This is a genomic window from Undibacterium sp. FW305-107, assembly GCF_058788535.1.
Genome location: NZ_JBYTAV010000005.1, coordinates 113842 through 127466 on the forward strand (window position 1 = coordinate 113842; position 13625 = coordinate 127466).

The 13625-nt window shown below is 48.1% G+C and carries 12 protein-coding genes; 9 read left to right on the plus strand and 3 right to left on the minus strand.

From position 1 onward, the window contains the following. The 5 genes from AC3WQT_RS12515 to AC3WQT_RS12535 all read left to right on the plus strand — a co-directional run bounded on the left by AC3WQT_RS12515 (position 1) and on the right by AC3WQT_RS12535 (position 4310). Positions 1 to 1017 carry a MucB/RseB C-terminal domain-containing protein gene (locus AC3WQT_RS12515; RefSeq protein WP_492704288.1) on the plus strand — a complete coding sequence of 339 codons (1017 nt, stop codon included), beginning with the start codon at positions 1 to 3 and terminating at the stop codon, positions 1015 to 1017. A gap of 12 nt (positions 1018 to 1029) precedes the next feature. Further along, positions 1030 to 2511 (plus strand): DegQ family serine endoprotease, encoded by a 1482-nt coding sequence (locus tag AC3WQT_RS12520; RefSeq protein ID WP_492704289.1) that lies wholly within the window; start codon positions 1030 to 1032, stop codon positions 2509 to 2511. Between the two features lie 136 nt (positions 2512 to 2647). Beyond that, positions 2648 to 2899: a glutaredoxin family protein gene (locus AC3WQT_RS12525; protein WP_162041320.1), complete on the plus strand. Its 252-nt coding sequence runs from the start codon at positions 2648 to 2650 to the stop codon at positions 2897 to 2899. Further along, on the plus strand, positions 2892 to 3497 hold the full coding sequence (gene rnhB / locus AC3WQT_RS12530) for a ribonuclease HII (RefSeq protein WP_492704290.1): 606 nt from the start codon (positions 2892 to 2894) through the stop codon (positions 3495 to 3497). The genes AC3WQT_RS12525 and rnhB overlap by 8 nt, the downstream gene beginning before the upstream one ends. Next, complete coding sequence (locus AC3WQT_RS12535; RefSeq protein WP_492704291.1) at positions 3498 to 4310, plus strand: TrmH family RNA methyltransferase; 813 nt, start codon at positions 3498 to 3500, stop codon at positions 4308 to 4310. Between the two features lie 107 nt (positions 4311 to 4417). On the opposite strand, the gene ppsR is transcribed toward AC3WQT_RS12535, so the two are convergent. After that, the gene (gene ppsR, locus AC3WQT_RS12540) at positions 4418 to 5266 is read right to left on the minus strand and encodes a posphoenolpyruvate synthetase regulatory kinase/phosphorylase PpsR (RefSeq protein ID WP_492704292.1); all 849 of its coding nucleotides are present in this window, start codon (positions 5264 to 5266) and stop codon (positions 4418 to 4420) included. Positions 5267 to 5498: 232 nt separating this feature from the next. On the opposite strand from ppsR, the gene ppsA reads away from it, so the two are divergent. The 4 genes from ppsA (at position 5499) to AC3WQT_RS12560 (ending at position 11777) form a co-directional block, all read left to right on the plus strand. Beyond that, positions 5499 to 7916, plus strand: coding sequence for a phosphoenolpyruvate synthase (gene ppsA / locus AC3WQT_RS12545; RefSeq protein ID WP_492704293.1), 2418 nt, complete (start codon positions 5499 to 5501; stop codon positions 7914 to 7916). Between the two features lie 229 nt (positions 7917 to 8145). After that, on the plus strand, positions 8146 to 8673 hold the full coding sequence (locus AC3WQT_RS12550; protein ID WP_492704294.1) for an NfeD family protein: 528 nt from the start codon (positions 8146 to 8148) through the stop codon (positions 8671 to 8673). A 59-nt stretch (positions 8674 to 8732) separates the two neighbouring features. Then, a complete protein-coding gene (locus tag AC3WQT_RS12555; protein WP_492704295.1) occupies positions 8733 to 9683 on the plus strand; it encodes an SPFH domain-containing protein in 951 nt (316 codons plus the stop codon). Between the two features lie 150 nt (positions 9684 to 9833). Next, positions 9834 to 11777: an SPFH domain-containing protein gene (locus AC3WQT_RS12560; RefSeq protein ID WP_492704296.1), complete on the plus strand. Its 1944-nt coding sequence runs from the start codon at positions 9834 to 9836 to the stop codon at positions 11775 to 11777. A 25-nt stretch (positions 11778 to 11802) separates the two neighbouring features. On the opposite strand, the gene AC3WQT_RS12565 is transcribed toward AC3WQT_RS12560, so the two are convergent. Then, the gene (locus AC3WQT_RS12565) at positions 11803 to 12693 is read right to left on the minus strand and encodes an HvfC/BufC family peptide modification chaperone (protein WP_492704297.1); all 891 of its coding nucleotides are present in this window, start codon (positions 12691 to 12693) and stop codon (positions 11803 to 11805) included. Next, a complete protein-coding gene (bufB, locus tag AC3WQT_RS12570; RefSeq protein WP_492704298.1) occupies positions 12690 to 13610 on the minus strand; it encodes an MNIO family bufferin maturase in 921 nt (306 codons plus the stop codon). Before bufB ends, AC3WQT_RS12565 begins: the two co-directional genes overlap by 4 nt. Between the last annotated feature and the right edge of the window lie 15 nt (positions 13611 to 13625).

Sequence of the window (13625 nt, forward strand, 5' to 3'; positions counted from 1 at the left end):
ATGATGTGCGTATGGCGTTTTAATATCGCATTGACTGGGGCTGCCTGCTTGCTGGGTTTGTTGGCGCCGGCAGCGGCGCAAGAGACGGTGGACGATAAGCGTGAAGTGCATAGCGTACTGCGTAAAATGCAGGCTTCTGCGCAAAAGCTGAATTATTCCGGTACTTTTGTTTATCAGCAAGCCAGTCAAATCAGGACTTCCAGAATTACCCATGTTCTTGATGGGAATAATGAACTGGAAAAATTGGAAATTCTTGATGGGCAACCCAGAGAATACTTGCGAAAAAACGAAGAAGTGACCTGCTACCTGCCTGAAAGTAAGACCTTGCAGGTAGAGAAAAATGCAACACAAGAAGTATTTCCCGCCTTGTTGACCTCGAATGCGCAATCCCTCCCCGATTCTTATGCAATAAAAAAGGCTGAACTTGGCCGTGTCGCGGGTATCGATTGTCAGACATATTTGCTTGATCCACGTGATGGTTTCCGCTATGGCTACCGCCTCTGCGTAGAAAAAAATTCTGGCCTGTTGCTGCGTGCACAAACTGTCAATACCAGAAATGAAGTGATAGAACAAATCGCTTTCACTCAATTGACCATCGGAGATATTGACAAGCAGAGGGTAAAACCGACTTTTCAAAATACTGCACAATGGCAGGTTGAAAATTTAACGGTGCAGTCCAATATCCATTCAGGTTGGGTTGTTAAATCCTTGCCAGCCGGATTCAAGAAAACCCGTGAAATGAAGCGACTGATTCCCGCTGCTGGAAATGCAAAAAACAGTGATGGAACAGCGATCAAATCACATCAGGTAGTGCAAATGATTTTCTCTGATGGTTTGGCAGCGATTTCCGTTTTTATAGAACCGGATAGCGAAAACCGTACGGAGGGCAGTTTGCAGCAAGGTGCCATGACCATCATGGGGAAACGCCATGCTGAGTACTGGCTTACGGTGGTAGGTGAAGTGCCTGTCAGTGCAATCCGGCAAGTAATGAACTCAATTGAATTTAAACCTAAATAAGCGAATGACACCATGAAAGCGAATAAACTTTTTCCAATTGAAAAAATTGCTTCCACCCTGGTCTTGAGTGCCTGTGTGGGTTTTATTGCGCCGACCGCAATCAATGCCAATCCTGTGGCTGAGGCTGCAGCCGCAGTCGGCCTACCTGATTTTACCGAACTGGTAGAAAAATCTGGCCCGGCTGTCGTGAATATCAGGACAACAGAAAAAGTTCAGCTAAACCAAAATGGTACGAGCGCTGAAGATGAGCAGATGCAGGAATTTTTCCGCCGCTTCTTCGGCACTCCCATGCCAACACCAAAACAACAACCAACTCCTAAAGGTCGTAAAACACCTCAACAGCAAGAGGAGGAAGTGCCACGCGGAGTCGGTTCTGGTTTCATCATCTCCCAGGATGGCTATGTTTTGACAAATGCGCACGTGGTAGATGGCGCATCCGAAGTCTATGTCAAACTGACAGACAAGCGTGAATTCAAGGCAAAAGTCATTGGCGCAGATCGCCGTACTGATGTGGCAGTCTTGAAAATTGACGGTAGCAAATTGCCCCGCGTTACTATTGGTGATTCTGACAAAATCAAGGCGGGTGAATGGGTGATTGCCATCGGTTCTCCATTCGATCTCGACAATACAGTGACTGCAGGTATTATTTCTGCGAAGGCACGTGACACGGGTGATTATCTGCCGCTGATACAAACGGATGTGGCGGTCAATCCTGGCAACTCCGGTGGTCCGCTGATTAATATGCGTGGCGAAGTGATTGGTGTGAACTCGCAAATTTATAGCCGTTCTGGTGGCTATATGGGCATTTCATTTGCTATTCCGATTGACGAAGCCATGCGTGTCGTTGATCAACTGAAGTCCGCAGGTAAGGTTGTGCGAGGTTATCTGGGTGTTGAGCGTATAGACGTGCCTAAGGATATTGCCGAGGGTCTGGGATTGGCAAAAGCCCAAGGTGCATTGATACAGCGAGTCATGCCAGGTTCACCCGCAGAAAAGGCGGGGGTAGAGGTTGGCGACGTAATTCAAAAAGTTAACGGCACCGTGATTGATAGAGCTGTTGATCTGAACCGTGTCGTTGGCGATATCAAGCCTGGCGGCAAGGCGACAGTGACAGTTTGGCGCAAAGGTGGCGCCAGAGATATCGTGATTACGGTTGCTGAGGCTGATGTAGAAAAAACACCAGCAAAAACAGGGAAACAAAAAGCTGAGCCAGCCGCCAATGTATTTGGCTTGTCTATTACCGATCTGACAGAAGCACAGAAACGTGATGCGCATGTCAGTGGTGGCGTGATACTCGAAAATGCAGAAGGTGGTGCAGCCCGTGCTGGCCTGCAAGCGGGTGACATCATTACGCGTATTTTCAACACAGACATCAAGGATGCCAAGGAGTTTGCTGCTGTAATGGCAAAAGTTGATCAAAAGAAACCAGTTTTGTTATTGGTCAAACGTGGTGATGTGTCCAAATTCGTGGCAGTACGTCCAACAAATCAATAAGCTTTTTAAGTAATGCCAGGGCCACCCGTTTTTGGGTGGCCTTTTTTATTTTGTAGGTCTGATAGGGGCGACTTATAATGCTGGCATGGAGACTGAGCGCATGATGTCAGCATACCCACCACTTTAGGCAAAAACGATGATTCAATTTACACTCTATTCACGCAGTTATTGTCATCTCTGTGATGACATGCTGGAACAACTGCAAGCCTATAGCCCTGAATATGGCTTTACCGTCAAGGTAGTCGATGTTGATCAGGATGATGAAGTTCTGGCTTTGTACGATGAACTGGTGCCCGTCCTGGTAGGTCAGAAAGAAGGCCAGAGTCAGCAAAGGATTTGCCATTACTATCTTGATCCCGCCGCGTTGAAAGCTTTTTTCCATGCATGATCTGACACCTGGTTTATCTTTGTTTGATTATGACAATGAAGTGATTTGTGGCGTGGATGAAGCGGGCAGGGGACCATTGGCAGGGCCCGTCATGGCTGCAGCCGTGATTCTGGATCCGAGTCGTCCTATCGCCGGACTGCGGGATTCAAAGAAACTCAGCGAAGCAAAACGTGATCAACTGGCATTGGAGATCAAAGAACATGCCCTGGCCTGGTGTATCGCAGAGTGTTCTGAGCAAGAGATTGATGAGCTCAATATCCTGCAAGCCACCATGTTGGCCATGCGACGTGCGGTCGAGGGTTTATCGGTCCAGCCTACACTGGCACTGATAGATGGCAATCGTTGCCCGGTCATGTCCATAGCGTCGGAGGCTATCATCAAGGGTGATGACAAGGTGCCTGCAATATCGGCAGCATCCATATTAGCAAAAACTGCGCGCGACCATGTGTTAATGCAGTTACATGAAACTTATCCTCAATATGCGCTTGATCAGCATAAGGGCTATCCGACAGCCTTGCATCTGGAGCGTTTGCGCGAACATGGTGTATCGCCGATACACAGAAAATCTTATGCGCCAGTGAAAGCTTTACTCAAATAAATGAAATCGATTACTTCCCGCGACAATCCTCTCTACAAGGAATTCAAACAGCTTGCCACCAGTTCGCAGGCAAGGCGTAAGGCTGGTCGCACCTTGCTTGATGGTGTGCATCTGTGCGAGGCTTATTTTCAGCACCTGGGTGCACCAGAGTATTGCATCGTTGCAGAAAGTAGCCTGGATAATGCTGAAGTAGCCGCTGTGCTGGCGCAAAGTGAACAACAGAAAACGCAGAGTATTTGCCTGCCAGATGCCCTGTACAAGGCACTAAGCCAGGTTGAGCATGGGGTAGGTGTGATGTTTGTCATCGCTACGCCTGCTCCTGAATTTCCAGCTGCTTTGGCTTCATCTTCAGTGGTGCTGGACAATTTGCAAGACCCTGGCAATCTTGGCTCTATCCTGCGCAGCGCTGCCGCAGCGGGTATAAAAAACGTATTTTGCAGCCCCGGCACTGCGTTTGCATGGTCACCCAAAGTCATGCGCGCAGGCATGGGCGCACATTTTTTGCTGAATATTTTTGAAAATGTCGATTTGCCTGCATTATTAAACAGCGCTACGATTCCGGTGCTGGCTACCAGCTCTCACACCAGGCAGACTATTTATCAAAGCAATTTGAATCAGGACGTAGTCTGGCTATTTGGTCACGAGGGACAGGGTGTTTCGCCTGAATTGATGTCTATGGCCACCAGTACAGTGACTATACCCCAGCAAGCTGCGATAGAGTCTCTGAATGTGGCGGCCAGCGCTGCCATCTGCTTTTTTGAGCAAGTACGGCAGCAACTGGATACACAAACGGAGAGGCTGCCGCAAAATTAACCTGGCGTTGTCGCCCCGTCCGAATGTTAAACTGGGTACTAAAGTGCTGTCTGCGCCGGCGACGCCTAGCCGGGGGCGCCAAGCCACCTTAATTTTGCAACAGCCTCTTAGTAAATCCGCACGTCAGATTTAATTTCCTGCAAAATCGTGGTTGAGATCTCTTCTATCGATTTTGCGGTTGATGACAGCCAGCGTATGCCTTCACGCTTCATCATCAGCTCTGCCTCGTTGACTTCGTAGCGGCAGTTTTCCAATGAGGCATATTTGCTGCCTGGGCGACGTTCATTACGAATTTCTGACAGGCGTTCAGGCGCAATACTCAAGCCAAAAATCTTGCCTTTAAATTCAGGTAATGCCGAAGGTAGCTTGCCTCGTTCAAAATCATCAGGAATCAAAGGATAGTTTGCTGCCTTAATGCCATATTGCATCGCCAGATATAGCGTGGTTGGGGTTTTGCCAGAGCGCGACACGCCAACCAGTATCACATCTGCCGTCGATAAATTTTTGTTGGACTGGCCATCGTCATGCGCCAGCGAGAAATTGATGGCTTCTATCCTGTTTTTATATTCTTCAGAGTCCGTAATATTGTGACTACGCCCTATGGTGTGGGTGGACTTGACGCCCAGTTCTTGTTCTAGTGGAGAGACAAAGGTTTGTATCAAATCCATGTGCAAACCCTTGGATTTGAAAACAACACCAGCCAGGTCAGTTTTGACCAGTGTGGAAAATACGATGGGGCGATTTCCTTCAGCCGTATAAGCATCATTGATCTTGCGCACGGCATCGTGGGCTTTTTCCAGCGTATCGATAAAGGGCAAACGAACTTGTTTGAATTTTAAGTCAAATTGCGTCAATACCGAGTGACCAAAGGTTTCTGCAGTGATGCCAGTGCCATCCGAGACAAAAAAGACGGTACGGTTTGCTGCAGGCCGGACTTGCTGGGGAGTATCTGACATGATAGTTTTATATAAATAATAGCAATAGACTGGACGAAATATATTTGTACTCTTAGAAACAAAAAAGACTGCAAATTCTTATTCCGTTTAGATAAATCTTGCAGGACACAATGTAAAATGCTGCAACAGCATGTCAAGCGTAGTTCGCCTCAAGAATAACAAAAAAACAGCGGGATACGAAGCAGCACGGCATTAAACAGCAAAGATTTCTTACCATCAAAAAGAGGTTGTTATGTCCAACGCAGCAATTACTGAAGCAACTTATGTTGCCTCGTTTGAGCATTTACGCATGACGGATGTTGAATCCGTCGGCGGGAAAAATGCTTCATTAGGCGAAATGATTAGCCAGCTGGCAACAGCGGGTGTACGTGTTCCTGGTGGCTTTGCCACCACTGCACAGGCTTTTCGCGATTTCCTGACGCATAGTATCGATGGCGGCTTGCCGCTGGAAAAACGTATTGCCGACCGTCTTGAACATCTCAATATCGACGATGTCAAGGAACTGGCAAAAGCCGGTGCTGATATCCGTCAATGGATCATAGATACGCCTTTTCAACCACGCCTGCTGAAAGAGATAGAAGAGTTTTACAACAAGCTGGTGTCTGACTCTACTGCTGAAATGTCATTTGCTGTGCGTTCTTCTGCTACTGCAGAAGATTTGCCAGATGCGTCTTTCGCCGGTCAGCAAGAAACCTTCTTGAATGTTGTTGGAATTGACAATATCCTGGAGGCGATGAAGCACGTATTTGCTTCGTTGTATAACGACAGGGCGATTTCTTACCGCGTCCATAAAGGATTTACCCACGCTGAAGTTGCCTTGTCTGCCGGTGTGCAGCGTATGGTGCGTTCTGATCTGGGCGCAGCTGGCGTCATGTTCACGATAGATACAGAGTCCGGTTTTAAGGACGTGGTCTTCATTACGTCCAGCTATGGCCTGGGGGAAACCGTGGTGCAGGGCGCGGTTAATCCTGACGAATTCTATGTCCATAAGCCTATGCTGGAGCAGGGTAAATTGCCTGTCATACGCCGCAATATCGGTTCCAAGCTCATTAAAATGGAATTCACTGGTGAAGCCAAGGCAGGCCGCTCTGTAAAAACCGTGGATGTGCCAGTTGAATTGCGTAACCGCTATTCACTGAATGATACCGAAGTGGTGGAGCTGGCCAAGTACGCTACTATCATCGAAAAACATTATGGCCGCCCTATGGATATCGAATGGGGCAAGGATGGCCGTGACGGCAAACTGTACATCCTGCAAGCACGTCCAGAGACCGTCAAATCCCAGCAAAAGCCTACTGATGCACAACAGCGCTTCAAACTCAAAGGCAGTGGCACGGTATTAGCCTCTGGCCGTGCGATTGGCCAGAAGATAGGTGCAGGCCGTGTACGCGTTATTCATGATCCATCCGAAATGGAAAGAGTGCAACCTGGCGACGTACTGGTTGCCGACATGACAGATCCCAACTGGGAACCCGTCATGAAGCGCGCTGCCGCGATTGTCACCAACCGTGGTGGCCGTACCTGCCATGCAGCGATCATCGCGCGTGAACTGGGTGTACCAGCCGTAGTGGGCTGCGAAGATGCGACCGATGTGCTGAAAGACGGCACTCTGGTTACCGTATCTTGTGCTGAGGGTGATGAAGGCAAGATTTACGATGGTTTGCTGGAAACCGAAGTGACTGAAGAGCTGCGGGGTGAATTGCCCAAGCTGCCTTTGAAAATCATGCTCAATGTCGGTAATCCTCAACTGGCATTTGACTTCCAGTCTGTGCCGAATGAAGGCGTTGGTCTGGCACGTCTGGAGTTCATCATCAATAACAATATCGGCGTACATCCAAAAGCGATTCTGGAATACCCGAATATTGATGCTGACCTCAAAAAAGCGGTGGAATCTGTTGCCCGTGGACATGCGTCTCCAAGAGCCTTTTATGTCGACAAACTGGCAGAAGGTATTGCGACTATTGCCGCAGCATTCTGGCCGAAGAAAGTCATCGTTCGCTTGTCTGACTTCAAGTCGAATGAATACAAGAAACTCATAGGCGGATCACGCTATGAGCCGGATGAAGAAAATCCTATGTTGGGTTTCCGCGGTGCAGCACGTTATCTGGCGCCGGATTTTGCCGAGTCATTCGAAATGGAATGCCAGGCCATGAAACGTGTGCGTAATGAGATGGGCCTGACCAATGTAGAAATCATGGTGCCTTTCGTACGTACCCTGGGTCAGGCTGAAAAAGTCGTGAATCTGCTGGCAAAAAATGGACTCAAGCGCGGGGAAAATGGCTTGCGTTTGATCATGATGTGCGAAGTCCCATCGAATGCAATTCTGGCGGAAGAGTTCCTGCAATTCTTTGATGGTTTCTCTATTGGCTCCAATGACCTGACACAGTTGACGCTGGGTCTGGATCGCGATTCCGGCATGGAATTGCTGGCAGCGGATTTTGATGAACGTGACCCTGCTGTACGCGCCTTGTTGTCACGTGCGATCGCCGCCTGTCGCAAACTCGACAAGTATGTCGGCATCTGCGGCCAGGGGCCATCCGATCATCCGGACTTTGCTGAATGGTTGATGAAAGAAGGAATAGAATCGATTTCCCTGAACCCTGATTCAGTGATTGATACCTGGCAGAAACTTGCAGCGGTCGGAAAATAAGTAGTCTGAATTAATGTAAAAAACGGGAACTCCTTGCAAAAGGGTTCCCGTTTTTTCTTGTTGGTGCGCCGCAACATAAATCGAATGTGACCCCTTGTATTTTTTAAAATTAGGACTAGACTACCGGTGTCGAAACTTAAGAAAAAGAAAATCAATACTTCAACAAAATTCCTGGAAGAGCCCTCGTTACCACGTCAGGTAACGGGGGCTTTTTTGTGAGTAAATTCCTATGGCGATTACCGATGAAAAATATAAGCCAGTCATAGAGAATACAAAAGTAGCAGAATTTATAAATACAAAAGTTGATAAGGAGAATAAGAATATGAACGGATGGATGATGTGGATGATATTGGCGGGCATAGTCGTGATATTTGAATTGTTCACGGGTACGTTTTACTTACTGATGATTTCAATTGGCCTGGTGGCAGGTGCTTTGGCGGCTGTATTTCAACTGGGTTCAGAGAGTCAGATGATTGTTGCGGCTGTTGTTGGCGCACTTGCAACTGCGGCCCTGCACAAGAGTAAATATGGCTGGAAAGAAAATGCAAATGCTGCCCGTGACCCGAATGTGAATATGGATATAGGGCAAACCTTGCAAGTCAATGAATGGAAGGATTTAGGTAATGGCAAGTTTGCCGCAAGAACCATGTATCGCGGTGCCATGTGGGATGTTGAATTGCAGCACTCGGCAGGCTATCCCGGTGCTTATATTATTGAAGAAATACAAGGTAGCCGTTTGATAGTAAAACCGTCGTAGCAGTACAAAGAATAATTGAAATCATATAAGACAAACTGAATAACAATAAAGGTAAGGATATGGAAAATATAGGTAGCGTCGCTCTGGTTTTATTGGTGTTGGCCATGGTATTTGTTTTCAAAACCATCAATGTCGTACCACAACAGCATGCCTGGGTTGTGGAGCGACTTGGTAAATATCATGCCACGCTGGGGCCAGGTCTGAATATCGTGGTGCCTTTTGTTGATCGCATCGCTTATAAACACATACTGAAAGAAATCCCGCTGGATGTACCGCCGCAGGTTTGTATCACCAGGGACAATACGCAATTGCAGGTAGATGGTATTTTGTACTTTCAGATTACTGATGCCATGCGCGCATCATATGGCTCGTCCAACTATATCTCTGCCATTACGCAACTGGCGCAAACCACCTTGCGTTCTGTCATCGGTAAGATGGAGCTTGACAAGACTTTTGAAGAACGTGATCACATCAATACCACGATCGTCAACGCGATTGATGAATCGGCAGCCAACTGGGGCGTCAAGGTCTTGCGTTACGAGATCAAGGATTTGACACCGCCTAAAGAAATCTTGCATGCAATGCAGGCACAAATCACTGCAGAGCGTGAAAAACGTGCTTTGATCGCCGCATCAGAAGGTCGCAAGCAAGAGCAGATCAATATCGCAACGGGTGAGCGTGAAGCTTCTATTGCCAAATCCGAAGGTGAAAAACAGGCATCAATCAACCGCGCACAAGGTCAGGCCGCAGCCATATTGGCGATTGCTGAAGCCAGTGCAGAAGCAATACGTAAAACAGCTGCAGCGATACAGTCACCAGGTGGTGCCGATGCGGTTAATTTGAAAGTCGCCGAACAATATGTTAGTGCATTCGGCAACCTGGCTAAAACCAATAATTCGATTATTGTACCAGCCAATCTGGGCGATATGAGTGGTCTGATCGCTACAGCCATGCAAGTTGTCAAGTCTCAAAAACCTGCTGTCATCGAGTCGCCACGACGACCCGTCTAATCAAATGAGGGGCGTGACAGGCTCCTCATTGTCGTAACACTACCCACACAAATTCCGTTATCCCGTTGTACTGCTGGCATCTACCAGATGCCAGTAGCGCTGCTGCATTTCCGAAAAAGATCGGAATTTTTTAAAAAGAAGAGGCTAAGTATGTTTGAAATTATTTTGGCGGCTATTGTTGTCATCCTTATTTTGTTGTTGTATAGCAGTAATGTGCTCGTGTATATCTCGAATGAGAAAATCGGTATTGTCGAAAAAAAATGGTCGGCCAGTGGCTCAGTCCAGCATGGATTTATTGCACTGAATGGCGAAGCCGGTTTCCAGCCTGAAGTTTTGCGTGGTGGCTTTCATGTGTTTTTCCCGTTTCAATATTCCATCCACAGACATGATCTGGTGACGATACAGCAAGGTACTCTGGCTTATGTTTTTGCACGCGATGGACAGGCTATGGCACCCACACAAAACCTGGCTTGTAATAAGGAGGCAAATGACTTTACCGATGTCCGCAGCTTCCTCACCAATGCTGGCCAAAAAGGTTTGCAGCGCAAAATCCTGCGCGAAGGTACCTATGCGATCAACCTTGCGCAATTCGTGGTGTTGACTGCCGAACGCGTGTATGCCTTGCCTCTGCCTGGTGATGGCAATATCAGTAATGACGGCATTGTCGTCGGACAGTTGGCAGAAATGCTGGATGAACTGCGCTTGCGTAATGGTTTTCTTCCCTTGGTCATACGGGACGATAAACTGGCAGTGATTACCACGCATGAGGGGCAATCACTACCTGAGGGCACGATCGTTGCGCCGGTCGTTGGCGCAGATCCGCATCAAGAGCGTAGTTATCATCATGATTTCCAGAATCCAGAAGTATTCATCGATGCCGGTGGTTATAAAGGCCGTCAACTACAAGTCCTGGTTGAAGGTACTTATTATCTGAACGCACGTTTCGCCAGTTATGAAATAGTTGAGAAGCGTGTAGTGCCCGTCGGCTATGTCGGCGTGGTCGTGTCTTATACCGGTAAGGCTGGTAATGATGTGACAGGGGATGCATACCGTCATGGCGAACTGGTCAGTAGCGATGAAAAAGGTGTGCAGGTATCGCCGCTGTTACCAGGCAAGTATGCGTTGAATCCATATGCGAAGCGTGTCATCGATGTGCCAACAACCAACTTCATTTTGAAATGGCAGTCAGGACAGGTGGGCTCGCATGAACTGGACAAACACCTGAGCGAAGTTTCACTAATTACCAAAGATGCATTCGAACCTGACTTGCCTTTATCCGTCGTCGTCAACATCGACTATAAAATGGCACCGCTGGTCATACAAAGATTTGGCGATATCCAGAAACTGGTGGAGCAAACCCTGGACCCCATGGTTGCCGCGTATTTCAAGAACATAGGCCAGGGCAAAACACTCATCGAGTTACTGCAAGAACGTTCAGACATACAGGAGCGCGCCAAAGCAGAAATGCGCAAAAATTTTGAAGGTTATAACCTGACCCTGAATGAAGTATTGATAGGCACGCCGCGTGCCAAGACTGGCGACACGCAGATTGAAGTGATTCTGAAGCAATTGCGTGAACGCCAGGTCTCCAGGGAGCAACTGGAGACTTATAAAACCAAGGAAACCGCTGCCGTACAAGAGCGCATCCTGCGTGAGGCAGAGGCTAGGGCAAAACAACAGACTTCCATCACCGAGTCGGAGCTGGCCGTTAAGATCGCAGAAAACCAAGGTAGTGCAGCCGTACAAAAAGCGATCAAGGCAGCAGAAGAAGCGCGCCAGGTTGCTTCTGGCGCGGCAGATGCCAAACGCACCCTGGCCAATGCAGAGGCTTATCAAATCCAGCAAATAGGTGAGGCGCAGGCGAAAGCGACTGAATTGAATGTGGAGGCTTATGGCGGCCCTGAACTGCAATTCCAGCAAACTGTCTTGTTGCGTTTTGCTGAAGCAATAGAAAAAGGCCATATCGCCATGGTGCCAAGCATACAGACTGGTGGAAGTGGTAGCAGTTCTGCCGTAGATGCTTTTCTGGCACTCGCTGCAAAAGATTTGATGAATAAAGGGGAGGGCAAGGCAGCAATGATTAATGCCGGTTAATCTTATATCTGAGAGGTGGCTTTGATCAGGTCAAAGTCACTTCTTTTATAGTCAGCAGACCAAGCGCTTGAGCTTGCGGCTGCCACAGGCAAATATCTGCCAGTAGTGCGTGAATATCCAGCCCGGTTTCTTGTGATGACTTTACTGCGCATTGATGCATATCTGGATTGTTGTAAGCAGCCTGTAAAAAATGATATTGCCATGGAAACAGGGGGATCAGTTGCACACGGTAATTCAGGCGGGTAAATGCGAGGTAACTGGTTTCTGGTTCTGGCGGGGCGGGTAAATCCTGATCCGCAGGCGCATGTTTTGCCTGTCCCCAGTATGTCAGTAAAGGAAAGCTGGTTTTGAGCAGCCGTACGCAAGCCGGGACATGGATGTCTGCATGTGAACCCATCAGCAAGTCAAACACATTGTGGTTTTTGATGTCGAAGTTATTCTCTAGTCCAGGTGCCCGTATTACTTCAGTAAATGCCCGTTCCATTCGTGCTATCTCTACCGGAAACTGCAATAGCAGGTCTGCTTTTCCAGCCTTTAATCCATCTGTATTTTGGGGCTGACTTTGGAGCAGGAAGTTGGCAAAGCCAGCACCTAAATCATAGAGTGACGGTGCGCGGGAGGGATGTCGCCAGATATAGTTATGGGCAAAAAAATTAAACAATTCATCGCCCATCAGTCGGCGTAGAACCGGGAAGTCAGCTTGCAGGCATTCCTGTAAACGCAGGATGTAGCCATAGGCATAAACATGCATGCGCGATTGTTTACCTGGCGTGATTTTTATTACGTTCGATTCTTCCAGTCCCAGATGCTCCTGTGCCAGCGATAAACCTCTCACCAGCCCACCGGGCGCAGTCATTACCGTTAAAAACCAGTGCTGTAATTGTGATAGCGATGGATCAGGTACAGACTGGCTCATAAAGTGCTGAGTTCTTCCAGTTGAAAATGCAGAGGCGTAGAAATGCTTGTACCCAATGCTGTATTGATTTTCACCTCTGGAAAATGACCAGTCATGACCAACTGAGCTTTGTCCAGTTCTGCCAGCAAGTCAGGATAGGCAGGAATATTGGCATCCCATTCCAGCAGTGTAGAAACACCACCAGTCAAGGCTTGCGCCAACGCATACAAATGCCAGACTGGTGTCGGCACAGGCTGATCGTGCGTATCTATCATATAGTCGCCATGATGACTCGGCCCCGCCAGATGAATTTGCACGATACGGTCTGCAGGCAGGTTGCGTATATAGCGTTCAGCATCAAAGGCATGATTGTACGCAGATACATAAACATTATTAACGTCCAGCAGCAGGCCACAACCGGTTTTTTCAGTTAAACGGCTTAAAAATTCATCCTCAGCCATGCTTGATTGTTCAAATTCAACGTAGGTACTTGGATTCTCTATGATGAGTGGGCGCTCCAGAAAATCCTGCACTATCCGTACACGTTCTGCCACATGCGCTAGCGTGGCTTCATTCAAGGGTAACGGTAGCAAATCATGGGTATTTATCGCTGCTGCACCTGTCCAGCACAAATGATCTGATACCCAGGCAGGCTGCAATTCCTTTGCCAATTGCCTGAGTTTCTTCAGATAGTCGAAATTCAGCGCATCTGTACTGCCTATCGACAGCGAAACACCATGCATGACGATAGGACAGGTTTGCGCTATACGCTCCAGAACATGGCGCGCATAACCATGGTTATCAATGAAATTTTCTGTAATCACTTCAAACCAGGCTACTCCCGCACCATGTTCGAGTATGTGCTCAAAGTGGGTATTACGCAGACCAACGCCCAGACCCAGGTTGGGCAGGCCCAGACGTGGCTGCGAAGTATGCATGGTGTACTGCTCAGG

What these genes read in the sequence shown, in the direction of transcription:
- AC3WQT_RS12515 (WP_492704288.1), top strand. Translation starts at nt 1, where the DNA reads ATGATGTGCGTATGGCGTTTTAATATCGCATTGACTGGGGCTGCCTGC.
- AC3WQT_RS12520 (WP_492704289.1), top strand. Translation starts at nt 1,030, where the DNA reads ATGAAAGCGAATAAACTTTTTCCAATTGAAAAAATTGCTTCCACCCTG.
- AC3WQT_RS12525 (WP_162041320.1), top strand. Translation starts at nt 2,648, where the DNA reads ATGATTCAATTTACACTCTATTCACGCAGTTATTGTCATCTCTGTGAT.
- rnhB (WP_492704290.1), top strand. Translation starts at nt 2,892, where the DNA reads ATGCATGATCTGACACCTGGTTTATCTTTGTTTGATTATGACAATGAA.
- AC3WQT_RS12535 (WP_492704291.1), top strand. Translation starts at nt 3,498, where the DNA reads ATGAAATCGATTACTTCCCGCGACAATCCTCTCTACAAGGAATTCAAA.
- ppsR (WP_492704292.1), bottom strand. Translation starts at nt 5,266, where the DNA reads ATGTCAGATACTCCCCAGCAAGTCCGGCCTGCAGCAAACCGTACCGTC.
- ppsA (WP_492704293.1), top strand. Translation starts at nt 5,499, where the DNA reads ATGTCCAACGCAGCAATTACTGAAGCAACTTATGTTGCCTCGTTTGAG.
- AC3WQT_RS12550 (WP_492704294.1), top strand. Translation starts at nt 8,146, where the DNA reads ATGGCGATTACCGATGAAAAATATAAGCCAGTCATAGAGAATACAAAA.
- AC3WQT_RS12555 (WP_492704295.1), top strand. Translation starts at nt 8,733, where the DNA reads ATGGAAAATATAGGTAGCGTCGCTCTGGTTTTATTGGTGTTGGCCATG.
- AC3WQT_RS12560 (WP_492704296.1), top strand. Translation starts at nt 9,834, where the DNA reads ATGTTTGAAATTATTTTGGCGGCTATTGTTGTCATCCTTATTTTGTTG.
- AC3WQT_RS12565 (WP_492704297.1), bottom strand. Translation starts at nt 12,693, where the DNA reads ATGAGCCAGTCTGTACCTGATCCATCGCTATCACAATTACAGCACTGG.
- bufB (WP_492704298.1), bottom strand. Translation starts at nt 13,610, where the DNA reads ATGCATACTTCGCAGCCACGTCTGGGCCTGCCCAACCTGGGTCTGGGC.